The organism is Streptomyces sp. NPDC006430 (assembly GCF_040612395.1).
Lineage (GTDB): Bacteria > Actinomycetota > Actinomycetes > Streptomycetales > Streptomycetaceae > Streptomyces.
In genome coordinates, this window is sequence record NZ_JBEXQA010000005.1 from 1 (window position 1) to 24,279 (window position 24,279).

Consider the following 24,279-nt stretch of genomic DNA (forward strand, 5'->3'; position numbering starts at 1 on the left):
GCCACCCTCGGCCCGATCGCCAAACCCAAGCGGATCCTCCCCGTACAGGAACTGCCCAAGACCCGCTCCGGCAAGATCATGCGCCGCCTGCTGCGTGACGTCGCCGAAAACCGCGCCGTCGGCGACGTCACCACGCTGGCCGACTCCTCCGTCATGGACCTCATCCAGAACAAGCTGCCGGACGCCTCCAGCGAGGACTGACGAGGGCCGCACATCGCGGCCCGACTGCGGCGGCCCGGCCTTCGGGTCGCCGCCCCGTGAACGGGATGCCGGGCAGTGCTCCCCCCACTGTCCGGCATCCTCCGCATCGTCCACATCCACCTCCACATCCACGATCATCAGCCGTACCTGTGCCGCGGCGGCGGCACAGGTACGGCTGAGCCGTGTGCGGACAGCGATCCCTACGGGTGTTCTCCGCCGCCGTCGATGCGGCCCAGGAGTTCCTCGGCCCGCCGCCGGCCGGCGGTGTCGCCCAGCACGGCGAGCAGGGGAACCGCCGCCTCGGCCGCCTCGGCGGCCGGGGCCGGACGGCCCGCCTCGAAGTGCGCGAGGGCCAGGCCCAGCAGCGTATGGGCGCGCTGGGTCGGCAGGTCATGGGCGTCGCAGGTCGCCAGGGCCTCGGAGTACTGCTCCACGGCTTCGTCGTGCCGCCCGAGCTCGTTGAGGGCCCGCCCGAGGTGGCACAGGGCGAGTACGGTGCCCAGCGCACACTGCGCCGCCTGGTTGAGGGCGAAGGCTTCACGGCAGTGTCCCAGCGCCCGGTCGGGTTCCTTGCGGGCGAGGTGGGTCATGGCCAGCCCGAGCATGCACTGCGCCTCGAAGCCGGTCTCCCCCACGGCCCGGCAGAGCCGGGCGGCCTCCTCGAAGTGGGTGACGGCCTCGTCGAGGGAGTTCGGATCCATGGCGGCCACCGTCCCCATCACGTAGGCCAGGCGGTGCTTGAACACCCGGTCGTCGGGCGCCGTCGTCAGGTACCCGCGCCGCGCGAGGTTCCGGGCCTGCTCGTGCTGTCCGGTCGATGCGTACGCCAGGGCGAGCAGCGCGCACGCGTTGACGATCGCGGGGGCATCGTCGTCGTCCTCCGCTTCGTCCAGCAGTACGTGGCCGAGCCCCAACAGGGACCCCCAGGCGATCTGGAGCTCGGTGAAGGGCAGGAGGAGGACGAACGTCCTCCCCAGGGTGCGTGCGTCGTCGGCGCAGATCGGACGCGTCGGATGGTGGGCCATCTGGGCGGCTACGCCCAGGATGGCGGCCTGTTCGCTGATCATCCACCGTTGCGCTTCGGCGCGCTCCGTGAAGCGCGGCCCGCCCGGGATGCGGGGGTCCAGGGCCTCGGCCAACCGGCTGTAGGGCCGCACGGCGCGCATCGCGGCACTCAGGCCGGCGAGGTGGAAGCGGGCCAGACGGCTGAGGGCGGCCTTCCGCTCGGCCGATGCGTCGGACTTCAGGGTCCGGTGGCGGGCGAACAGCCGGAGCAGGTCGTGGTAGCGGTAGCGGCCGGGATCGCAGGACTCCAGGAGACCGGCGTTGGTCAGGGACTCCAGGATGTTCTCGGCGGCGTGTTCGGTGCAGTCCAGGAGGGCTGCCGCGGAACCCGGGGTGATCTCCGGCGTCTCCGGGATGGCCAGCAGCCGGAAGGCCCGCGCCTGGGCGGTCGTCAAAGAGGTGTAGCCGAGCTCGAAGGCCGCTTCCACGGCCAGCCCGCCCGCCTGCAGTTCCGTGAGCCTGCGCGAGCGGTCGGTCAGCCTGCTGGTCAGCGAGGCGATCGTCCAGCGAGGGCGCACGGACAGCCGCGATGCGGCGATGCGCACCGCGAGCGGCAGGAGCCCGCAGGCGTGCACCAGGCTGCGCGCCGCCTCGGGTTCCTTCGGCAGCCGTTCCGGGCCGGCGATCCGTTCGAGCAGGGCGAGTGCCTCCTGTTCGGTGAAGGGCTCCAGGCCGGTGCGGCTGGTGACGGGGAGGCAGGCCAGCGGGGAACGGCTGGTGATCAGGGCCGCGCACCCGGCCGTGCTGGGCAGCAGCGGCCGGACCTGTTCACTGCTGACAGCGTTGTCGAGCAGCAGCAGCAGGCGCCCACCGGCCAGCCGGGTCCGGTACAGCGCCGTGCGCTCGATGGGGTCGGCGGGAATGTTGCGCGGGGACATGCCCAGAGCGAGCAGGAACGACTGCTGGACCGCGTACGGGTCCGCCGGGTCGCTGCTGGCGCCGCGGAGGTCGACGTACAGCTGACCGTCGGGGAACCGGTCGCGCGCCCCGTGGGCGGCGTGGACGGCCACGGTGGTCTTGCCGACCCCGCCCATGCCGTGGACGACGCACACGGCCGCGGACACGGCGGTCTGCTCGGCGGCGTCGCACAGGGTGCGGCGAAGGTTCGCCACGGTCTCCTGACGGCCGGTGAAGTCCGGTATGTTCGGAGGTAGTTGAGCAGCCGGTATCCACACCGGGGCGGGAGCCCGGGCGGCCTCGGGGGCGGTGTTCGCAGCGGTCGTCGACGCGGCGGCGTCCGGCGCGGCCAGTCCCGGATCGGACTGCAGGATGCGCTGGTGCAGACGGGCCAGTTCGGGGCCCGGCGCTATGCCGAGTTCCTCGGACAGGAATCGACGGGTCCTGCCGTACCCCGCGAGCGCGTCGGCCTGGCGACCGCAGCGGTACAGGGCGAGCATCTGGAGGGCGCGCAGCCCTTCGCGCAGCGGATGCTCGTCGGCCAGCGCGGACAACTCCGCGGTGGCCTCGGCGTGTCGGCCCAGTTCCAGTTCCAGGGCCAGTCGCTTCTCCAGCAGGACCAGCCGGCGTTCGGCGAGCCGGTCGCGCTGGCGATCGGCGTAGTCCCCGGGCACGCCCGTGAGGGGTACTCCGCCCCACAGAGCGAGCGCTTCGCCCAGCAGTCCGGTGGCCCGTTCCGGGGACCCCGCCTCCAGTGCCTGTTCCGCGTCGGCCGCCAGCCGTTCGCAGAGCGTGGCGTCGAGGGCTCGCTCGTCCAGTCGCAGCGCGTAGCCGCCGGCCACCGAGAGCAGGGCGGTCGGGGCGCGCGGGTCGGGCTCCAGCACCGTACGCAGCCGGGAGACGTAGTTGCGCAGCGCCGCCGCCGCGCTCGCCGGCGGATCCCATCCCCAGATGCCGTCGAGCAGTTCCTGCACCTGGGCCACCTGGCCGCCGCGCAGCGCCAGCGCCGCGAGGACCGCGCGCTGCTGCGCAGGTCCGATGTCCAGTTCGCGATTGCCCCGCCACGCCCGCAGCGGCCCCAGCACGGCGATTCTCAGCCCACCCACGTCATCTACTCCTGTAACTGCCCCTGTAGTACCCCGCCGTAGTGCGTGACGAGCCATATACAAATCGTCACTTACCTGGAAGTTACGGGCCCTTGACACCTGGTCCGCAGAATTCGATCCAAGCGAGTTGCAGTGCTGTCGGATGTCCGTCAGACGTCAGTGCCGCACCGCTTCCGGTGCCTCGACGTCTGCGGCGCCGCCATGGACGCGGGGTCACGATGCGTTCGTATTGCTGCGCCGCCCGGTTCGCACCGGTGGTTGCTGCTGGCGGCTCCAGCAGGTGACGACCCGCTGGAGCCGACCACCCGCTCTCACACCCCTGGGTAGCCTTGTCCCCTATCGCCCCGAAACCCGTTCCCCTTGCCGCACCGGGATCGCGCGATCCCGGTGGTCGCCGCGCCGGTGGACGCGACGCCGCGCAGAGTACCGTACGACCGCTGCGCACCTTGCGGGCTGTTCGGAATGCGGACAGTGTGCCGGCTGACCAGCCGAAACGTCGGGCCGCCCCGGTTCTGATCGGCAGGGAGCGCGAACTCGACGCCATCGAGCAGCTGTTCTGCGACGAGACCTCGCGCAGCACTGCCGTTCTCGTCCGGGGCGAGGCGGGCAGCGGAAAGAGCGCCCTGCTGCGGGCGGCCGTGGAGGCCATCCGCAAGGAGGGCGACACCGTCGTGTCGGCATCCGGAGACATGATGGAGAGCGGCTTCGCCTACGGCGTGGTCCGCCAGATGTTCGAGCACCTGGGCCGGACCACGGGCAGCGGCCCCGACTCGCCGCTCTCCGGACACGCCGCCGGCGCCGCACACCTACTCGGCCCTCCCGGGCCCCGGCGCAGCAGCGTCCCGGCCAGCCGACAGGACGAGGAGATCCTCAGCAGCCTCTACTGGCTGGCGGTCAACCTCACCGCGAACGGCCGGCTGATCGTCGTCATCGACGATCTGCAGTGGGCGGACCCGGCCTCGGTGCGCTGGCTGCACTTCCTGCTCCGGCGCGCGGGCAACCTGCCGCTGGTCGTCCTCGCCTCGATCGGGCCGGATCAGACACCCGACCACACAGAGGTGCGGGCTGCCGTGCTGCGGCTCTTCCCCCACCAGCTCGCCCTGCGCCCCCTGGCGGACGACGCCGTCGCCGCCGTGGCCCAGGACGTCCTGGGAACGGCCGCGGAGACCTCTTTCCTGACGGCCTGCCGCGCCGCGACGGGCGGCAACCTGTTTCTGTTGCAGGCCCTGCTGCGGACGGTGCGGGCATCGGGAGCAACTCCCGCCGCTCTCACCGCGCAAGACCTGACCCGGTACGTTCCCGCAGGAGTCGGGCGGGCCCTGCACAGCCTGATCAGGAACTCCGGTCCGCACCCGCTCGCGACGGCCCAAGCCCTGGTGGTGCTCGACGGATCGGCCGACACGACCCTCGTGGCCGGGGTCGCCGGGTTGGCGGATGACGCCGCCCTGGACGCCGTGCACGGACTGGTACGAGCCGGGCTGATGACGCGTTCCGGGGACGTCGTCGCCTTCGCGTGCCCCGTCCTCGCGGCAGCCTTCGCCGACGAGGTGGCACCCGGCCAGCGGCACCAGCTGCACGCCCGGGCGGCGCGTCTGCTGCTGGCGCAGGACGCCCCGGTGGAGGACGTCGCCGCCCACCTCCTGCGGGCCCCGCTGGGAATCCCCGGTGCCGCCGAGGTGCTGCGCACGGCCGCCGCACAGGCGATGCGGCGCTCCGTCCCCGAGGACGCGGTCGCCCTGCTCCGGCGCGCCCTGCGCGAAGTGCTCGCCGAGGAGCCGCGCGCCTCGCTGCTGATCGCCCTCGGCACGGCGGAACTCTCCACCAGCGTCCCGGACGCGGTCCGCCACCTGCGGCGGGGCCTGGAGCTGTCGCGGAACGCGACCGAGCGGACCGCCGCGGCGCGTGCGCTCGCCCGGGCGCTCTTCACGCTCGACCAGTACCCCGAGGGGCTGGCCGTACTCAAGAGCACCGGCGCGGACCTGCGGCCGGTGGACAGCACGAACGCCCTGCGCCTGGAGATCGACTTCCTGTACGGCAGCGTGAGCCTGCCCGCCCCGTCCGCAGCCGCGGTGGAGCGGCTGCACACGCTCCAGATCTCCGACGCGAACGGCGGCGGCGCGGAGCGACCGCTCGCCGCACTTCTCAGTGTGCGGGCGCTCATGGCCGGCAAGGACCCCGACGAGGTCACCGCCCTCGCCCGGCAGGCGCTCGACCGAGGCCAGCACCCGGCCGATGCCGAGTCCCTCGTCCACCTGGGCGCCGTCCTCGCCCTCGGGGCCGCCGGCCAGGCCGAAGCGGCGCTCACCCACGCCGATGCCGCCGCGGACGAGGCCCGCGCCCGCGGATCGGCGCTCGCGTACGCGTACGCCGTCAGCACCCGTGCCCGCCTGCGCTGCTGGCTGGGCCAGGTGCTGGAGTGCCGGGACGACGCACGGACCGCCCTGGCGGCACTCGACGGGATCGGTGTCGACCCGCGCAGCACGCACAGCGTCGACGCCCTCGCCACATTGGTGGACGCCCAGACCAAACGGGGCCGGATCGACGAGGCGGCCGGGCTGCTCGAACGGGGTGGGCTCACCGGCGACCTGAACGGCCACTGGATCAACGACCACGTCCTGCTGGTGCGCGGACGCCTGCGCATGGCCCAGGGCAGGACCCAGGACGGCCTGGCCGACTTCCTGCTGAGCGGTCACCGGGCCGGCGCACGCCAACTGGCCGGAGCGGGCGTACTGCCCTGGCGCACGGAGGCGGCCTTGGCGTACGCGGCACTCGGCGACCGGAACGCGGCCCTGGCGTTGGCGACGGAAGAGCTCGCCCTCGCCCGTTCCCGAGGAGTCCCGGACTTCGAGGGCTCGGCCCTGCGCGCCCTGGGCCTCGTCACCGGAGGCGCCGAGGGATGGGCCATGCTGCGCGACGCCGTGGGGATCCTGGAGGGCACGGCGGCGAAGTACCACTACGCCCGGGCATCGGCCGACTGCGGTGCCCACGCGCGCACGGCCGGGGATCTCGGCGAGGCGCGGATCCACTTGCAGCAGGCCGTCAGCGTCGCGCACCGGATCGGCGCCACGGTCGTCGCCGAAGGGGCCATGGCCGAACTCCGGGCCCTCGGCGACCGTCCGCGCACCCGCGCCTTCCACGGCGTGGACTCCCTGACACCCACCGAACGGCGCGTGGCGGACCTGGCCGCCCTGGGGATGACCAACCGGGAGATCGCCCAGCACCTGTTCGTCGGTCTGCGCACGGTGGAGGTGCACCTCACCCACGCCTACCGCAAGCTCGACATCGACGGCCGTCGCGGCCTCGCGCAGGCACTGACGCGGACGGAGGACCGCTGAGCCCCTCCGCTTGCAGACCGCCTTCAAGCGCCCACCTTCCGGCTCAGCGGTTCGGTCACGGACAGCGCATCCATACGGGCGGCCAGAGCAGTGCCCAGTCCGACCGGGGAACCGTCCAGCACCCTGAAGTCGTAGGCGGTCTCGGCGTGGAAGGCCTGGTCCACCCCGGACGTCTCGTCCCCCTCGACCGCGCGGAACCCGATCGTCACATCGACGGTCTTCGCCAGGGTCCAGGACACGACGAAGGAGAACGCCATCACCGAGAACACGCCGATCGCCTGCTTGCCGAGCTGCTGCGCACCGCCGACCCCGTGGAATGCCAAGACGCCCACGAGCAGCGTGCCGACGACACCGCCCACCAGGTGGACACCGACGACGTCCAGGGAGTCGTCGTAACCCAGCTTGTACTTCAAGCCCACCGCCCATGAACAGAGCACGCCCGCCACCACACCGATAAGCAGGGCGCCGAGGACACCGACGTGTGCACCGGAAGGGGTGATCGCCACCAGGCCTGCCACCGCGCCGGAGGCGGCGCCCAGCGTGGTGAACGCGCCGCGGCGAATGCGCTCGTACGCCAGCCAGCCGAGCATCGCAGCACCCGTGGCGACCTGGGTGTTCAGCGCCACGGCGGCGGCCGTGCCGTTGGCCGCGAGCGCGGAACCGGCGTTGAACCCGAACCAGCCGAACCACAGCAGACCCGCACCCAGCATCACGAGCGGCAGGCTGTGCGGACGCATCGGCTCCGTCCGGAAGCCGATCCGCCTGCCCACCACCAGCACCGCGGCGAGGGCACCGATACCGGCGTTGATGTGGACCGCCGTCCCGCCGGCGAAGTCGATGACCCCCAGCTGGCGCAGCCAGCCGTCGGGCTGCCACACCCAGTGCGCGACGGGGAAGTACACCGCTGAGACCCACAGGGTGACGAAGAGTGCCCAGGCGCTGAACTTCACCCGATCGGCCAGGGCGCCGCTCATCAGCGCGGGGGTGATGACCGCGAACATCAGCTGGAACAACACGAAGGCGAAGACCGGGATTGCTCCCTGGCCCCCGGTCACCGTGTCGACGCCGATGCCCTTGAGGCCGATGTGGTCGAGGTTGCCGAGCAGGCCGCCGCCGAGATCGTCACCGAAAGCGAGCGAGTACCCGTACAGCACCCACAGGACGCTGACGATGCCGAGCGAGACGACGCACATCATGAGCATGTTGAGGGCGCTCTTCACCCGCACCATGCCGCCGTAGAACAGGGCCAGGCCGGGCGTCATCAACATGACGAGTGCGGAACTGATCAATACGAACGCGGTGTCTGCGCCGTTCACGGCCGGCTTCTCCTTGCGGGTCCATCCGCCCGGGCGGCCCGGAGCGGTGATGTGCAGTGCGTGGACGGGGTGGGCGGTCCTGGTGGACGCGGGGCCCGCCGTCACACACGACCGAAGGGGAACCGTCGTCGGGCAGCCCGCGCCGACCCGTCGTCGACGCGTGAGCCCGGACCGTCCTCGCGCGCCGGCAACCGCCTCCTGGTCGCACACCGTCAGCCCATGTGATCAACCGCGGCCGTGCCGCGACAACCCACGGCCGCAGGTCGCCACAAAGCCTTCGGTAGCGCACGCGTATGCCTTCGGCACACGGGTGGGGCCCACAGCCCGGTGGCCCCGCCCCTGACGGTGCCGCCGGACCGTGCGTCCGGCGGTCGCCAGGAGCGGGGCCACGGGCCCGACCTCCAGCGCTCCTCATTCCTCCGGCGGGAACACCGGCTCGCCGGTGGCGGCCAGGGTGATCAAGATGGCCTCCACCGGGCAGCCCTCCGCCGCGGTCAGGACCGGCTCGTTCGCGTCCGTCTCCGGCTCCCGCGGGTGCGACTGGCGTGCCGGGTCCAGCGCGAAGCCCTCCGGCGCGTGGTTCACGCACATCCCGGAGCCGATGCAGACCCCCCGGTCCACCTCCACGTGCCACCGGTCGCCCATGACGGTCACACACCCGCCCCGTAACCCGCCGGCAGGTGGATCATCTTGTGCTCCAGGTACTCGCCCAGTCCCTCGGGCCCGAACTCCCGTCCCACGCCGCTGTTCTTGTAGCCGCCGAACGGCCCCATCATGTCCAGGCTGAAGGTGTTCACGTTGAACGTGCCGGTCCGCACCTGCCGGGCGAAGTCGATGCCGTGCTCGACGTCCCCCGTCCACACGCTGCCGCTCAGCCCGAACTCCGAGTCGTTGGCGACGCGTACCGCCTCCGCTTCGTCCCCGTACGGGATCAGGCACACGACCGGGCCGAAGATCTCTTCCCGGGCGATCCGCATCGAGTTGTCCACGTCCCCGAAGAGGGTCGGCTCCACGTACCAGCCCCGCTCCAGCCCCGCCGGGCGACCACCGCCCGCGAGGACCTTCGCGCCCTCCTCCTGACCGATCCGGATGTAGTCCAGCGACCGCTGCCGCTGCCGCTCGGCCACCAACGGCCCGAGTTGCGTCGCCGGGTCCAGCGGGTCGCCGACCACCAGCGCACCGGCCGCCGCGGCGAGCGCCTCGGCCACCTCCTCGTACCGGCTGCGCGGAGCGAGCACCCGGGTCTGGGCCACGCACGCCTGCCCGTTGTTCATCCAGGCCGCCGGGACGATCCCGGCGACGGTGGGCTCCAGGTCGGCGTCCGGCAGGATCACGGCGGCAGACTTGCCGCCGAGTTCGAGCGTGACCCGGGTCAGGTTGCGCGCGGCGACCTCCATCACGCGCCGTCCCGCGGCGACCGAACCGGTGAAGGCGACCTTGTCGATGCCGGGGTGGCCGACCAGGTACTCGCTGACCTCCCGGTCCGCGGGCAGGATCGACAGCACGCCCTCCGGCAGCCCGGCCCCGCGCGCGATGTCGGCGAGGATGTACGAGTCCAGCGGGGCCTCGGGGGACGGCTTGAGGATCACCGTCGATCCCGTCAACAGCGCGGGCGCGAGCTTGGCGGCGGCCACGAACTGCGGCACGTTCCACGGGATGACGGCCGCGACCACGCCCACGGGCTCCCGGCGCACCAGGATCGGCCCGAGCACGCCCTGGCGGTGCTCCTCGTACGGATAGGCCCGCGCGACCTGGATCGCGGCGTCGTAGACCATCATCGGGCCGAGCGCCTGGGCGAGGACGCTCCAGGAGTACGGGGACCCGTTCTGGGAGCTGATCGACCGGGCGATCTCCTCGTGCCGGACGGCGATCGCGTCCTTGATCCGGGTGACGACGGCCATCCGCTCGTCCAGGGACATCCGGGGCCAGGGGCCCTCGTCGAAGGCCTTGCGTGCGACGGCGACGGCACGGTCCACGTCCGCGCGGGAGGCGTGCGGGACGCTGCCGATGACCTGCTCGGTGTGGGGGGAGAGGATCGTGATCCTGTCGGTGCCCAGCGGATCCGTCCACTCCCCGCCGATGAACAGGTGTCCGTGTTCCACGAGCTCGGTCATGGCTGATGCCTCCTGCGGCTTGACGTTCCCGAACTGATACCAGTTCTAGTTCTAGGAGTCCACGGCCAGGACGGAACGGCCCGGGAGGGGCCGACGACTGGTCAGGACGGCCCACAGATGGTCGACTTGGGCGACTACTGCAACACGTTCTCGTCACACTGGGCCGGGCAACACAGGCGCGGCCAGACGCAGACAGGGAGCCCCTCATGCCCCAGGACACGTCGCCGGTGCCGCCCCGCGGCGCCCCGCACGCACCACCGCAGGCCGCCCCGCACGCACCACCGCCAGCACCGCCCGCACCGCCGCCGCCGCCGCCGACAGCACCGCCCGCACCCCAGGCACCACCGGCACCGCCGCTCCGGGCGCACGTCACCGATCACGGCGGAGGCGTCCGCGGCATCAAGGTCCCCATCCCCGACAACCCCCTCGGCCACACCCTCGTCCACGTCCTCGACACCGACCGCGGCCCCGTCCTCATCGACACCGGCTGGGACGACCCGCAGTCCTGGGACACCCTCGTCGCCGGCCTCGACGCCCTCGGCACCGCGGTCACCGAGGTGCACGGCGTGGTCATCACCCACCACCACCCGGACCACCACGGCCTGTCCGGGCGGGTCCGCGAGGCCTCCGGCGCGTGGATCGCCATGCACGCAGCCGACACCGAGGTCGTCGTACGGACCCGCTCCGCCGAACCCGGCGTCTGGTTCGACTACATGAGCGGGAAGCTCGCCGCCGCCGGAGCCCCCGAGGAACACCTCGCACCCCTGCGGGCCGCCCGCACCGGCGGCCGACTGCGCACCCTGCCCGGACTGCGCGCCGCCGTCCCCGACCGGGAGATCGTCCCCGGCGAACTGCTTCCCCTCGCCGGACGCCGGCTGCGCGCCATCTGGACCCCCGGCCACACCCCCGGCCACGTCTGCCTGCACCTGGAGGAACAGCACCCGGCGAACCTGCCGGGCAACGGCCGCCTCTTCTCCGGGGACCACCTGCTCCCGGGGATCTCCCCGCACATCGGGCTGTACGAGGACCCGGAGGACACCCGGGTCACCGACCCCCTCGGCGACTACCTCGACTCCCTGGAGCGGATCGGCCGCCTCGACCCGGCCGAGGTGCTCCCCGCGCACCAGCACGCCTTCACCGACGCCCCGGCCCGGGTGCGCGAACTGCTGCGCCACCACGAGGAACGGCTGACCGGGCTGTGGGAACTGCTGGCCCGGCCGCTGACCCCGTGGGCGCTGGCGGAGCGGATGGAGTGGAACCGGCCCTGGGAGCAGATCCCGTACGCCTCCCGGAACATCGCCGTCTCCGAGGCGGAGGCCCATCTGCGGAGGCTGGTGAAGCAGGGGCGGGCGGAGCCGGTCCCGGGCAGCGATCCGGTCGCGTACCGCGCACTGTGACCGGCCCCCCAGGGGCCGGGCCACGGCGTGCGGTAAGGGGTGCTAGGGCCGGGCGGCCCCCTTTCCGCTGCGCTACGGGCCGGTACAGTAAGCGCGTCGTCCACCCTTTCGTACGGGGGGAAGCCGGTGCGATTCCGGCGCTGACCCGCAACCGTGACCCGCCCCGGCCCCCGCCGGGCGGGGAGCCGGACTGCCCCGTACGGAACGTGCGCGGCTCGTGCCGCCGGAGCCTCCGGCGGCCGGCACCGTCGAGGTAAACGGAGCCGGAGCCCGGTGCCTTTCGCGTGCCTGCCTTCGGGTCCCCAGCAGGAGAGGCACCCACCCCCATGAACGTCCGTCGCAGCGCCGCCGCGCTCGCCGCCTCCGCCGTGCTCTGCATGGGCGCCGCGCCCGCAGCCCTCGCCGCGCCCGCCCCCTCGACCTCGCCGGCCCCGGTGATCCCCTCCGGGCTCTACGGCAAGAAGGACCCGACGTACGACGGCGTGTGGCGGCAGTCCTTCGCGCTCATCGCCCAGCACACGGTCGGCGTCAAGCCGGCCAAGGAGGCCGTCGGCTGGCTCGTCGGCCAGCAGTGCGCGAACGGCGGCTTCGCCTCCTTCCGCGCGGACGCGGGTGCGGCCTGCGACGACAAGACGATGTACGACACCAACGCCACCGCGGTCGCCGTGCAGGCCCTGAAGGCGCTGGGCGGCCAGGACGCGGCGGTGAAGAAGGGCGTCGACTGGCTGAAGTCCGTCCAGAACGAGGACGGCGGCTGGGCCTTCGTCCCCGGCTCCCCGAGCGAGGCCAGCTCCACCTCCGTCGTCATCAGCGCGCTGGCAGCGGCGGGCGAGAAGCCGGCCGAGGTCACCTCGAAGGCGGGCAAGTCCGCGTACGCCGGGCTGCTCGCCTTCCAGCTGGGCTGCACCGCCGAGCCGGCCGCCGACCGGGGCGCCTTCGGGTACCAGCCGGCCGACGGCAAGCTCCCGGCCAACGCCGACGCCACCGCCGCCGCGGTCCTGGCCGGACTCGGCAAGGGACCGGTCGTCGCCCCTGCCGGTACGGACACCCCCGCGGCCCCGCTGGCCTGCCCGGCGGACGCCGCCGACCCGGCCGCCGCCGCCCAGGGCGCGGCCGGCTACCTCGCCGAAACGCTGAAGAAGGACGGCCACCTCATGGCCGCCACCCCGGGTGCGGACCAGCCGACGCCGGACACCGGCAACACCGCCGACGCCGTGATCGCCCTGGCCGCGGCCGGGCACAAGCAGTCTGCGGCGGGCGCGCTGGAGTGGCTGAAGGCCAACTCGGCTGAGTGGGCCAAGGGCAGCCCGGCAGCGCTCGGCACCCTGGTGCTGGCCGCGCACGCGACGGGCACGGACCCGAAGTCGTTCGGCGGCACCGACCTGGTGACGGCACTGAACGCGACGGGCCCGGCCCCGCAGGCGGGTGACGCTCCTTCCGCCGAGGCGGCCGAGGGCGACAAGGACTCCGGCGACGACTCGAACCAGAACATCTGGTGGATCGTGGGCGCGGGCGCGGCGGCCGGCATGGGCATCGGCATCCTGCTGAGCGGTCGCCGGAAGAAGAACCAGCTCTGATGGACCGCAGCCTGACGGGCCGCAGCCCGATCGGCCGGGGGCCGGCCCCGCTGGCGCTCGCGCTCGCGTGCACGCTCGGCATCCTGCTGACCGTCCTCGCGTCCTCTCCCGCCCTGGCTGCGGGCTACCGCTACTGGTCGTTCTGGGAGGGCACGGGCGGCCCGTGGCAGTACGCCACGCAGGGCCCCTCGACGGCCCGCCCGGCGGACGGCTCGGCCCTGGGCTTTCGCTTCGCGGTGAGCAAGGACGCGGCGGCGGAGGCGGCTCAGCCGCGCGCGGCAGCCGATTTCGCCGCCGTCTGTGCCTCGACCCCTGCCGTGGAGGGCCGCAAGCGGATCGCCGTGGTCGTCGACTTCGGCGACGCGGCGGACGCCCCGGCGGGCGAAGCCCCGCCGCAGGAGGCCCCCCGCACCGCCTGCGCCCGGGTGGCCCCGGACGCGACGGCGGCCGAAGCCCTGGCGGAGGTCGCCAAGCCGCTCCGCTACAACAGCGCGGCGCTGCTGTGCGCGGTCTCGGGCTACCCGAAGCAGGGCTGCGGCGAACAGGTCGCCGACACGCAATCCACCCCGTCCTCGACCTCCGCAGCCGGGAAGAAGAACGAGGACGCGAAGGGCGCGAAGGAGGCGAAGGACGAGGGCGGCGGCCCATCGGCGGGCCTGCTGGCCGGCCTCGCGGCGCTCGCCGCCCTGGCGGCGGCCGCAGTCTGGCAATCCCGCCGCCGCACCCGATGACCAGCCCGAACCCGGACCCGGCCGCCGCGGGGGCGGGCCCGGCGAAGGCGGCGGTCGACGGGACACGGACCTCGACGACGCCGTCATCGACGGCACCGGCCTCGACGGCACCGGCCTCGATGACCGGCGAGCGGCCCGCCTCGGGCGCCCCCATCGGAGTCCCGCGCCCCGCGCAGCCGTCGTCCGCCGGGGACGCCCCGGCCCGAAGGGCGGGGAGCGCCGCCCGGCCGCAGGCCGGGCCCCGGACCCGCCGTCCCGCACCCGACGTCGTGCCCCCGGCCGGCCCGGCCGCCGCCGCGCACGCCGACACCGCGCCGGGGCCGACGTACAGGAAGAACCGGATCCGCCGAGTGGCGCCCCCGCTGGCCCGCCGGGGCAATGCCCTGCACGCGGGAGCCTGGTGGCTCTGGGCCCTCGGCCTCGCCACCGCCGCCTCCCGCACCACCAACCCCCTCCTCCTCGGCCTGATCATCGGCGTGGCCGGCTACGTGGTGGCCGCCCGCCGCACCAACGCCCCTTGGGCCCGTTCCTATGGCGCCTTCCTCAAGCTCGGCCTCTTCGTCATCGCCCTGCGGCTGCTCTTCTCCGCCCTCCTCGGCTCCCCGCTCCCCGGCGCGCACACCCTCTTCACCCTCCCCGAGGTCCCCCTGCCCGCCTGGGCCCAGGGCATCCGCCTCGGCGGCCGGGTCACCGCCGAACAGCTCGTCTTCGCCTTCTACGACGGCGCCAAGCTGGCCGCCCTCCTCATCTGCGTCGGCGCCGCGAACGCCCTCGCCAACCCGGCCCGGCTGCTGAAATCCCTGCCGGCCGCCCTGTACGAGGCCGGCGTGGCCGTCGTCGTCGCGATGACGTTCGCGCCGAACATGGTCGCCGACGTCGCCCGCCTGCGGGCCGCCCGCCGCCTGCGCGGCCGGCCCACCCGCGGCATCAAGGCGATCCTCCAGATCGGCCTGCCGGTCCTGGAGGGCGCCCTTGAACGGTCCGTCGCCGTCGCCGCGTCGATGGACGCCCGCGGATACGGCCGCACCGCGCAGGTCCCGCCCGCCGTCCGGCACACCACCAGCGCCCTCACCCTCGGCGGCCTGCTCGGCATGTGCGCGGGCACGTACGGACTGCTCGCCGCCGAGGGCGCGCGGTACGGGCTACCCGTCCTGCTCCTCGGCCTCGTCCTGGCCCTCGCGGGACTACGGCTGGGCGGGCGGCGCAGCATCCGCACCCGCTACCGGCCCGACCGCTGGGGACTGCGCGCCTGGCTGGTCGCCGGGTCGGGCGCAGCCGTCGCCGCCCTCCTCGTCCGCGCCGGGACCCTCGACCCGGACGGCCTGCAGCCCGGCGTCGTCCCGCTCGTGGCCCCCACGCTGCCGCTGTGGCCGGCGGCAGCGATCCTGATCGGCCTGCTCCCCGCCTTCGTGGCACCCGTACCGCCCAAGGAGGCTTCGCAGTGATCCGCTTCGAGCAGGTGTCGGTCACGTATGACGGAGCCGCGCGGCCCAGCCTCCGCGAGGTGAACCTGGTGATCCCGGAAGGTGAGCTGACGCTCCTGATCGGTCCGTCGGGGGTCGGCAAGTCGACGCTTCTCGGAGCGGTCAGCGGGCTGGTCCCGCACTTCACCGGGGGCACGCTGCGGGGCCGCGTCACCGTCGCCGGCCGGGACACCCGTACGCACAGGCCGCGCGAGCTCGCCGATGTCGTGGGCACGGTCGGTCAGGACCCGCTGGCCCACTTCGTGACGGACGTCGTCGAGGACGAACTCGCCTACGGCATGGAATCCCTCGGCCTGGCCCCCTCCGTCATGCGCCGCCGGGTCGAGGAGACGTTGGACCTGCTCGGCCTGAACGAGCTCCGCGACCGCCCCATCGGCACCCTCTCCGGCGGCCAGCAGCAGCGGGTCGCGATCGGCTCGGTCCTGACCACCCACCCGAAGGTCCTGGTCCTGGACGAGCCGACCTCCGCACTGGACCCGGCCGCGGCGGAGGAGGTCCTCGCAGTCCTCCAGCGCCTGGTCCACGACCTGGGCACCACCGTGCTGATGGCGGAACACCGGCTGGAGCGGGTCGTGCAGTACGCCGACCAGGTGCTGCTCCTCCCGGCCCCCGGCGCCGCCCCCGTCCTCGGACCTCCGGCGGACATCATGTCCGTCTCCCCGGTCCACCCGCCGGTCGTCTCCCTGGGCCGCCTCGCCGGCTGGTCCCCCCTCCCCCTCTCGGTCCGCGACGCCCGCCGCCTGTCCACCCCCCTCCGCACCCGCCTGAACCCCCCACCCGAACAACCCCACACCCCCCAGCCCCACAGGTCCGGCACGCCCGGGCCTGCGGTCGGCGGCGCCTCCCGGGACGCCGTCCCGAATCCCGCGGAACAGGGGTCGGGCCCCCGAGCCGGGCAGCGGAGCCCCGTTCCCGGTACGGGACGGACCGAGGAGGAGCCCCCGCGCAGCGGCGCGGCCCGCCGTCCCGGAATCCTGTCCCGGCTACGCCGCCGAGCCACCAACCCCACCACAACCCCAGGCACGGTCACCCGCGCCGGCACCGGCACGGCCACGGGCACGCACAAGGGCACGACCCCAGCCCCCAGCACCAGCCCGGGCACGGACATGGGCATGGGCATGGGCATGGGCACAGCCACAGCCACAGCCACAGGCACGGGCACGGGCACGGGCACGGGCATAGGCACAGCCGCCCGCCCGGGCACGGGCATGGGCATGGGCGCGGACGCTGCCCCCGCGGGCGGGCCCGTGGCCCGGGTCGCGGGGCTCTCGGTCCGCCGAGGCCGCGCCGAGGTCCTGCACGGCATCGACCTCACCGTGGCGCCGGGCGAGACCATCGCCCTCATGGGCCGCAACGGCGCCGGCAAGTCCACCCTTCTCGGCGCCCTCGTCGGCATCCTCGCCCCCACCACCGGCACGGTGTCCGTCTGCGGCCGGGCCCCCCACGGCGCACCGCGGGAGATGGTGCGCCGCGTGGGGCTCGTCCCGCAGGAGCCCCGCGACCTCCTCTACGCCGACACCGTGGCCGCCGAGTGCGCCGCTGCCGACGCCGATGCCGGCCGGCCGGCCGGTACCTGTCGGGCTCTGGTCCGCGAGCTGCTGCCCGACGTTCCCGACGACACCCATCCCCGAGACCTGTCCGAGGGTCAGCGCCTGACCCTCGCGCTGGCCCTGGTGCTCACCGGCCGGCCATCCCTGCTCCTGCTCGACGAGCCGACGCGCGGTCTGGATTACGCCGCGAAGGGCCGCCTGATCGAGATCCTGCGGGCCCTGGCCGCGGACGGGCACGCCGTCGTCCTCGCCACGCACGACGTGGAGCTCGCCGCCGAGCTGGCCCACCGGGTCGTGATCCTGGCGGGCGGAGAGATCGTCGCGGACGGCCCGACGGCCGAGGTCGTCGTGTCGTCCCCGGCCTTCGCCCCCCAGGTGGCGAAGGTCCTGGCCCCCGGCCACTGGCTCACGGTGACCCAGGTCGCCCGAGCCCTGGAGGCCGCCTCCGACGCCGCGCAAACCCCCGCGACCCCGACCGCCCCCGCGACCCCGACGGCCCCGACGGCCCCCGCGACCGACGCCCCCGGGACGGACCCCGCATGAGCCGCGCAGCGACCGGCCCCCTGCGGATCGGCCCCCGGGCCGGCATCGCGCTGGTCCTCGTCACCTTCATCGGCATCGCGGCCTTCGGCTGGCCCCTCCTCGCCGACCGCCAGTCCGGCCTCGCCCACGCGCAGGACGCCCCCTGGCTCTTCGCGGCCCTGCTCCCCCTCCTCGTCGCCGTCGTGGTCGCGACCATCGCCGACCAGGGGATGGACGCCAAGGCGGTGGCGATGCTCGGCGTGCTCGCCGCCGTCGGGGCCGCGCTGCGGCCACTGGGCGCGGGTACGGCCGGCCTGGAGCCCATGTTCTTCCTGATGGTGCTCAGCGGACGCGTCCTCGGCCCGGGCTTCGGCTTCGTCCTCGGCTCAGTCACGATGTTCGCGTCCGCCCTGCTCACCGGCGGGGTCGGCCCGTGGATGCCGTTCCAGATGCTGGCGATGGGCTGGTTCTCCCTGGGTGCGGGGTTGCTGCCCGGCGCGGAGCGGATCCGGGGCCGGGCGGAGCTGCTGATGCTGGCGGCGTACGGCTTCGTGGGCTCGTTCGCGTACGGCACGATCATGAACTTGCAGGGCTGGGTGATCCTTCAGGGCATGGGCCAGGGCGTCTCGTTCCGTCCGGGGGATCCGGTCGCCGCGAACCTGGCGCGCTTCCTCGCGTACTGCGGGGCGACGTCGCTGGGCTGGGATCTGGGCCGGGCCGCGCTGACGGTCGTACTGACCCTCGCGCTGGGCGCCACCCTGCTGAAGGCGCTGCGGCGGGCCACGAGGAAAGCGGCGTTCGACGCCCCCGTTTCCTTCGATCCAGGGGCTGGAAGTGGCCCGGGACACACCCACAACAAGACATGAACGGACGCGGAGGGTGACATTCGGGGGGTCGGGCGGTGAGGCGGCCCACAGGACCTACGTCACACACGAACCGGAATAGTAGACCCGAAGCCGACATATCCGACCTCCGGATGCGGGCGCCCACTGCGCGAACCGTGGGGGTCGGCGCGGGGTCGGTGCGGGGTCGCTGCGGGCCCCCCACTGCGAGGAGTGCTAGTAGGAGGGGGTCATTGCCAGGCCTTCGGCAGGTCTGTAGAACTGGATGAGTCGCAGGGCGGACGGAGCTTCCCCCGGGTTCAATCCCCGAACTCCACCGCCGCCCACGAACCCCTCTCCTCCGCGTGAGTGGCTCACGCATGTCTTCGGCATGCCGCGACCGCCCTTGCCCCCTTCGGAAGGTCCACCCGTGTCCAACGCCGTCATCCGCCGCATCGCCGCCTCCAAGAAGACCCTCGCCGGCTCCATCGTCGCCCTGGGCGTCGCCGGCACCATGCTCGCCACCGTTCCCGCCCAGGCGGCTCCGATGGACGCGAAGGCGATCGCGCACCAGATGATCAAGGACCCGGCCCAGTTCGCCGCCTTCGACAAGATCATTTCCCACGAGAGCGGCTGGAACCCCACCGCCACGAACGCTTCCTCGGGTGCGTACGGCCTGGCTCAGGCCCTGCCGGGCTCGAAGATGGCCTCGGCGGGCTCCGACTGGAAGACCAACCCGGCCACGCAGATCAAGTGGGGTCTGGACTACATGAACTCCCGCTACGGCAGCCCGGTCGGCGCCTGGAACTTCTGGCAGGCCAACCACTGGTACTAAGCCACCAGTGGCTCCGTAGCAGGACGATCAGTAAAGAGCGGTACGAGTAGTAACGAGCAGTACGAGTAGTGCGAAGGCCCCGGTGGCCGGCCTCCCCAGGCCGGCCACCGGGGCCTTCGGCTTCCCATCCCACAGGGCTCAGTGCGCGCCGTGCGCGTTCACAGCCGCTGGATGATCGTCCCGGTCGCCAGCGCACCGCCGGCGCACATGGTGATCAGCGCGAACTCCTTGTCGCGGCGTTCCAGCTCGTGCAGTGCGGTGGTGATCAGGCGGGCTCCCGTCGCACCGACGGGATGGCCGAGCGCGATCCCGCCGCCGTTGACGTTGACCTTCTCCAGGTCCTGGTCGAAGACCTGGGCCCAGCTGAGGACGACGGAGGCGAAGGCCTCGTTGATCTCGACCAGGTCGATGTCCTTGAGGGACATGCCGGCCCTGCCGAGGACGGCCCGCGTCGCGTCGATCGGGCCGTCCAGGTGGTAGTGCGGATCGGCGCCGACGAGCGTCTGGGCGACGATCCGGGCGCGTGGCTTGAGCTTGAGCGCGCGGGCCATCTTGCGGGAGGCCCACATCACGGCGGCGGCCCCGTCCGAGATTTGCGAGGAGTTCCCGGCGGTGTGCACGGCGGTCGGCATGACCGGCTTGAGCCGGGCGAGCGCCTCCATCGTGGTGTCGCGCAGCCCCTCGTCGCGGTCGACCAGGCGCCACATGCCCTGGCCCGCCGCCTGCTCCTCCTCGGTGGTGGGGACCTGGACGGCGAACGTCTCGCGTTTGAACCTCTCCTCGGCCCACGCGGTGGCGGCCCGCTCCTGCGAGAGCACCCCGAGCCGGTCGACGTCCTCCCTGGTCAGACCCCGGTGGCGGGCGATCCGTTCGGCGGCCTCGAACTGGTTCGGGAGGTCGACGTTCCACTCGTCCGGGAAGGGTTTTCCGGGGCCGTGCTTGGATCCCGAGCCCAGCGGCACCCGGCTCATGGCCTCGACGCCGCAGGCGATGCCGATGTCCATGACCCCGCCGGAGATCATGTTGGCGACCATGTGGTTGGCCTGCTGGGAGCTGCCGCACTGGCAGTCCACGGTCGTCGCGGCGGTCTCGTAGGGCAGGCCCATCGCGAGCCAGGCGTTGCGGGCGGGGTTCATGGACTGCTCGCCGGCGTGGGTGACGGTGCCGCCGACGATCTGTTCGACGCAGTCGGGCTGGATCGCGGTCCGCGCGAGGAGTTCGCGGTACGTCTCGCCGAGGAGGTAGGCGGGATGGAGGTTGGCGAGCGCACCCCCACGCTTGCCGATGGGGGTGCGTACGGCTTCGACGATGACGGGTTCCGCGGCCATGAGCTCGTCCTCTCCTGCACTGTGTCGGCACTGCGCCGGCGCGGCGGGCCGTCCCGGCGCCCCGCCCGAACTAGTACGCGTTCTAGTTCTCCCCGCAGTCTTATGACCTGGAACCCCGGCGCGCAAGGGTCTTGCACGCGCCCTGCACGGATTCCACACGCAACAGTTGGCGCGTGGGCCCTTGTCACTTCTAGAACTCGTTACTACCTTCGAGCCAACTTCTGATGGGCCGTCAGACTTTGGAGTCGCCCGATGCCCTGTCCCGCGCTGCCCGAAGGCTTCGACGCCACCGACCCCGACCTCCTCCAGGACCGGGTGCCCTTCCCCGAGTTCGCACAGCTGCGGCAGACCGCGCCCGTGTGGTGGTGCCCACAGCCGCGCGGCATCACGGGCTTCGACGACGAGGGCTACTGGGTCGTGACCCGGCACGCGGACGTCAAGTACGTCTCCACACACCCGGAACTGTTCTCGTCCGCCACCAACACGGCGATCATCCGCTTCAACGAACACATCCAGCGCGAACAGATCGACGCCCAACGACTGATCATGCTGAACATGGATCCGCCGGAACACACCCGCGTCCGCCAGATCGTGCAGCGCGGCTTCACCCCGCGGGCGATCCGGGGTCTGGAGGGGGCCCTGCGGGACCGGGCCCAAAAGATCGTCGCGCAGGCGCGGGCCCTCTCGGACCGGGGCGACGGCAGCTTCGACTTCGTCACGCAGGTGGCGTGCGAGCTCCCGCTCCAGGCCATCGCCGAACTGATCGGCGTACCGCAGGAGGACCGGCTGCGCATCTTCGACTGGTCGAACAAGATGGTCGCGTACGACGATCCCGAGTACGCGATCACCGAAGAGGTCGGCTCCCACGCGGCGATGGAACTCATCGGCTACGCGATGAACATGTCCGCCGCCCGCAAGGAGTGCCCGGCCAAGGACATCGTCACGCAGCTCGTCGCCGCAGAGGGCCAGGGCAACCTGAGCTCGGACGAGTTCGGCTTCTTCGTCCTGCTGCTCGCGGTCGCGGGCAACGAGACCACCCGCAACGCCATCAGCCACGGCATGCACGCCTTGCTCACCCACCCCGAGCAGTGGGAGCTCTACAAGGCGACCCGGCCGGCCACGGCCGCCGAGGAGATCGTGCGCTGGGCCACCCCCGTGGTGTCCTTCCAGCGGACCGCCACCCAGGACACCGAACTGGGCGGACAGAAGATCAAGGCGGGCGACCGGGTGGGGCTGTTCTACTCCTCCGCCAACCACGACCCCGAGGTCTTCGAGAACCCGGATGCCTTCGACATCACCCGCGACCCCAACCCCCACCTGGGTTTCGGCGGCGGCGGTCCGCACTTCTGCCTCGGCAAGTCACTGGCCGTCATGGAGATCGACCTGATCTTCAACGCGCTCGCCGACGCCCTGCCCGACCTGCGGCTGACCGGTGAGCCACCGCGCCGGCTGCGCGCGGCCTGGCTCAACGGCATCAAGGAGCTCCGGGTCAGCGCGAGCTGACCCGCAGTCCAGGGCGGCAGGGGCCGCTCCTCCCACGCCCCGGCCCCTGCCGTCCGCTGGTTGCGGTGGCGGGATCGCCCCGCCGGGTGGATCCTGACAGGACGCGACGATCCACCGAAGGGACGCCGGGGCGGTCCCCTGCCCCGGCGCCCCTTCGGCGTCCCGCCGGCCCGTCGGCCCGTTCTTTTCGCCCGTGACTGCTCTTGGCGCCGCCCGAGTGTGCCCCCCCGTACGCCCCGCATCCGCGAACCCGGGCTCCGCGCGGTCGGCCGCGCCGCCCCTGGGCGCGATGCCGAACTCAGGATCCCCGTGCCCCATGGTGTGCCCGGCTCACCGACCGGACGCGCGGCGAGCGGCGCAAGAGCCCCGAGCTTGACGCCCGGTCAGACGACGGTCCGACACCTCGTCGTGAACAGGGACGGGTTGGCCGGCGACGGCGGCTCGTACGAATCCGCCGCCATCCGCGCCCGCCATCCTCAGATACGGGCGCGCACCGACCCCGCTCCCGCCTCAGACCCCGAGCCAGAGCCCGACCCCGACCCCGACCGTACGGCGGGCTCCTCCTCCGGAGCAGTGGTGGGGCGCTGCACCGGCAACGTCAGCTGGAGCCGGCGCGGCCCGGACAGGACGTGCACGAGCCCGAAACCGGCGCTCACCACCAGGGCGCCGCCCACCGCGTCGAGCACCCAGTGGTTTGCGGTGGCGACGATCGCGCACACCGTGATCAGCGGGTGCAGCGCCCCGAGGAGCTTCTGCCAGCCCTTCGGCGCAAGCACAATGATCACGATCCCGCACCACAGTGACCAGCCGAAGTGCAGCGAGGGCATCGCCGCGTACTGGTTGGAGATCGCGGTCATCGCCCCGTACTGCGGATGGGCAAGGTCCTGCGGTCCGTGCACGGTGTCGATGAAGCCGAGGCCGGGCATCAGGCGCGGCGGCGACAGCGGGTACAGCCAGAAGCCGACCAGTGCGAGGAGCGTGGCCAGGCCCAGGGAGGCACGCGCCCAGCGGTAGTCCCCGGGCCGGCGCCAGTACAGCACCGCCAGGATCGTCAGCGGAACGACGAAGTGGAACGACGTGTAGTAGAAGTTGAAGAACTTCTCCACCCACGGCGTGTTCACCACCGCGTGGTTGACGGCATGCTCGATGTCGATGCCCAGTGCCCGCTCGATGCCGTGGATCTGGCTCCCGTTGGCCTCCGCGAGGCTGCGGCTGGTCGGCGCGGCAGCCCGGATGTGCGAGTACATCGAGTACCCGACCCGTATCAGCAGCAGTTCCAGCAGCAGGTTGGGGCGCGAGAGCACGCGCCGCCAGAACGGCAGCAGCGGCACGCGCGCCCAGCGGGCGGCGGCGGGCTGCCCGTACGCGGTGGGTACGGGCGCGCGCCAGTAGGGCGACGACCGCTCCAGGAACGGCACGGCACAGGCCGCGGCCAGCGCGGCGAGCAGCAGCACGTTGTCGCGGACCGGGGCCAGCGCGGCCAGGTTGGGCAGCAGCACATCGCTGGGCAGGGACATGGCGAGCACCACGGCCACCGGCCATACGGGCCGGTCCGCGGCCCGCGCGCCGACCTTGCCGGCCACCGCCAGCAGCACCCACACCAACTGGTGACGCCAGCCCGTCGGCGTCACGGCGACGGCCACGCAGCCGGTGATCGCGACGGCGAGCAGCAGTTGGCCGTCACGGGCGTAGCGGGCCGCCCGGCGCAGCCCGATCCACCCGATCAGGGTCGCGAGGGCCACGTACAGCAGGATCTCGCCGGGGCCGGTCAGGCCGAGCCGCAGCAGCGCGCCGTGCACGGACTGGTTGGCGAGGCCGTCGGGGGCGCCGCCGAGGCCGGTGCCGGCCAGGTGGTGGACCCAGTACGCCCACGCGTCGCGGGGCAGCGCCGCCCAGGACAGTGCGGTGGCTCCGGCGAACGTCACGGCGGCGGCCTTCGCGGTGGGCCGGCGGCCGGTGAGCCACAGGAGCGGCGCGAAGAGCAGCAGCGCCGGCTGGAGCGCGGCGGCGAGACCGACGAGGAAGCCGGCCGGCCGCTCGCCGGGCACCCTGAAGACGGCCAGGAGCACCAGCAGTACGGGCAGGACGGCGGTCTGCCCCGGTGAGGCGGCCTCGCGGACGGGCAGCGAAACCATCATCAGGCCGACCAACGCGGGCGCGGCCAGCAGCGCGGTGCGCCGCGGCACCGGATCGGGCAGACCGCGCGCGGCGACGAGCCCGACGGCGGCGACGAGCAACAGCGTCGCGCAGGTCCAGGCCACCTCCAGCGAAGGCGCCGCAAGACCGAGGAACGGCCTGAGGACCAGCCCGGCGAAGGGGGTGCCGGTGAACTGGCCGCCGTCGTAGAGCGAACCGGCAAGGCCGCCGGGGAGCCGGAAGGCGCCGAGCCATTCGCTGGGCGGCACGCGCAGCACGGCGGCGGCCTGTCTGACGGCGAGGAGCCCGGCCAGCGCCCACAGGAAGAAGCGCGCCGCCCCCAACCTGCTGCTACTGCCTA

General features: G+C 73.1%; 15 protein-coding genes, 1 pseudogene and 1 riboswitch. Of the genes and pseudogenes, 10 read left to right on the forward strand and 6 right to left on the reverse strand.

Features of this window, described 5'->3' with window-relative positions; translation table 11 throughout:
• Positions 1-201, forward strand: a pseudogene (locus ABZZ20_RS09795) (acetyl-coenzyme A synthetase); the annotation flags it as partial.
• 200 nt (positions 202-401) lie between these two features.
• Here ABZZ20_RS09795 and ABZZ20_RS09800 read toward each other — a convergent pair.
• Positions 402-3,269 (reverse strand): BTAD domain-containing putative transcriptional regulator, encoded by a 2,868-nt coding sequence (locus ABZZ20_RS09800; RefSeq protein ID WP_356868637.1) that lies wholly within the window; start codon positions 3,267-3,269, stop codon positions 402-404.
• Positions 3,270-3,742: 473 nt separating this feature from the next.
• On the opposite strand from ABZZ20_RS09800, the gene ABZZ20_RS09805 reads away from it, so the two are divergent.
• Positions 3,743-6,604 carry an AAA family ATPase gene (locus tag ABZZ20_RS09805; RefSeq protein WP_356868639.1) on the forward strand — a complete coding sequence of 954 codons (2,862 nt, stop codon included), beginning with the start codon at positions 3,743-3,745 and terminating at the stop codon, positions 6,602-6,604.
• A gap of 23 nt (positions 6,605-6,627) precedes the next feature.
• Here ABZZ20_RS09805 and ABZZ20_RS09810 read toward each other — a convergent pair whose 3' ends face one another.
• From ABZZ20_RS09810 to ABZZ20_RS09820, 3 genes are all read right to left on the reverse strand, one after another.
• Positions 6,628-7,920, reverse strand: coding sequence for an ammonium transporter (locus ABZZ20_RS09810; protein WP_356868641.1), 1,293 nt, complete (start codon positions 7,918-7,920; stop codon positions 6,628-6,630).
• A gap of 411 nt (positions 7,921-8,331) precedes the next feature.
• Complete coding sequence (locus ABZZ20_RS09815; protein WP_356869116.1) at positions 8,332-8,565, reverse strand: ferredoxin; 234 nt, start codon at positions 8,563-8,565, stop codon at positions 8,332-8,334.
• Positions 8,566-8,570: 5 nt separating this feature from the next.
• The gene (locus tag ABZZ20_RS09820) at positions 8,571-10,034 is read right to left on the reverse strand and encodes an aldehyde dehydrogenase (RefSeq protein WP_356868643.1); all 1,464 of its coding nucleotides are present in this window, start codon (positions 10,032-10,034) and stop codon (positions 8,571-8,573) included.
• A gap of 206 nt (positions 10,035-10,240) precedes the next feature.
• Between ABZZ20_RS09820 and ABZZ20_RS09825 the strand changes: the two genes are divergently transcribed.
• From ABZZ20_RS09825 to ABZZ20_RS09855, 7 genes are all read left to right on the forward strand, one after another.
• On the forward strand, positions 10,241-11,431 hold the full coding sequence (locus tag ABZZ20_RS09825; protein WP_356868645.1) for an MBL fold metallo-hydrolase: 1,191 nt from the start codon (positions 10,241-10,243) through the stop codon (positions 11,429-11,431).
• 82 nt (positions 11,432-11,513) lie between these two features.
• Positions 11,514-11,648: riboswitch (cobalamin riboswitch) on the forward strand.
• A 109-nt stretch (positions 11,649-11,757) separates the two neighbouring features.
• Positions 11,758-13,008 carry a prenyltransferase/squalene oxidase repeat-containing protein gene (locus ABZZ20_RS09830; protein WP_356868647.1) on the forward strand — a complete coding sequence of 417 codons (1,251 nt, stop codon included), beginning with the start codon at positions 11,758-11,760 and terminating at the stop codon, positions 13,006-13,008.
• A complete protein-coding gene (locus tag ABZZ20_RS09835; RefSeq protein ID WP_356868649.1) occupies positions 13,008-13,739 on the forward strand; it encodes an SCO2322 family protein in 732 nt (243 codons plus the stop codon). The genes ABZZ20_RS09830 and ABZZ20_RS09835 overlap by 1 nt, the downstream gene beginning before the upstream one ends.
• A 341-nt stretch (positions 13,740-14,080) precedes the next feature.
• Positions 14,081-15,184 carry an energy-coupling factor transporter transmembrane protein EcfT gene (locus tag ABZZ20_RS09840; protein WP_356869118.1) on the forward strand — a complete coding sequence of 368 codons (1,104 nt, stop codon included), beginning with the start codon at positions 14,081-14,083 and terminating at the stop codon, positions 15,182-15,184.
• On the forward strand, positions 15,181-17,316 hold the full coding sequence (locus ABZZ20_RS09845; RefSeq protein ID WP_356868651.1) for an ATP-binding cassette domain-containing protein: 2,136 nt from the start codon (positions 15,181-15,183) through the stop codon (positions 17,314-17,316). Before ABZZ20_RS09840 ends, ABZZ20_RS09845 begins: the two co-directional genes overlap by 4 nt.
• Positions 17,313-18,161, forward strand: a complete 849-nt coding sequence (locus tag ABZZ20_RS09850; protein WP_356868653.1) for an ECF transporter S component — start codon at positions 17,313-17,315, stop codon at positions 18,159-18,161. Before ABZZ20_RS09845 ends, ABZZ20_RS09850 begins: the two co-directional genes overlap by 4 nt.
• Before the next feature lie 385 nt (positions 18,162-18,546).
• On the forward strand, positions 18,547-18,951 hold the full coding sequence (locus tag ABZZ20_RS09855; protein ID WP_356868655.1) for a transglycosylase SLT domain-containing protein: 405 nt from the start codon (positions 18,547-18,549) through the stop codon (positions 18,949-18,951).
• A 158-nt stretch (positions 18,952-19,109) separates the two neighbouring features.
• Here the strand turns inward: ABZZ20_RS09855 and ABZZ20_RS09860 are convergent, their stop codons facing one another.
• The gene (locus ABZZ20_RS09860) at positions 19,110-20,279 is read right to left on the reverse strand and encodes a steroid 3-ketoacyl-CoA thiolase (RefSeq protein ID WP_356868657.1); all 1,170 of its coding nucleotides are present in this window, start codon (positions 20,277-20,279) and stop codon (positions 19,110-19,112) included.
• A 252-nt stretch (positions 20,280-20,531) separates the two neighbouring features.
• On the opposite strand from ABZZ20_RS09860, the gene ABZZ20_RS09865 reads away from it, so the two are divergent.
• The gene (locus ABZZ20_RS09865) at positions 20,532-21,782 is read left to right on the forward strand and encodes a cytochrome P450 (protein WP_356868659.1); all 1,251 of its coding nucleotides are present in this window, start codon (positions 20,532-20,534) and stop codon (positions 21,780-21,782) included.
• 476 nt (positions 21,783-22,258) lie between these two features.
• Here the strand turns inward: ABZZ20_RS09865 and ABZZ20_RS09870 are convergent, their stop codons facing one another.
• A complete protein-coding gene (locus tag ABZZ20_RS09870; RefSeq protein ID WP_356868661.1) occupies positions 22,259-24,262 on the reverse strand; it encodes a bifunctional glycosyltransferase 87/phosphatase PAP2 family protein in 2,004 nt (667 codons plus the stop codon).
• Positions 24,263-24,279 lie beyond the last annotated feature (17 nt).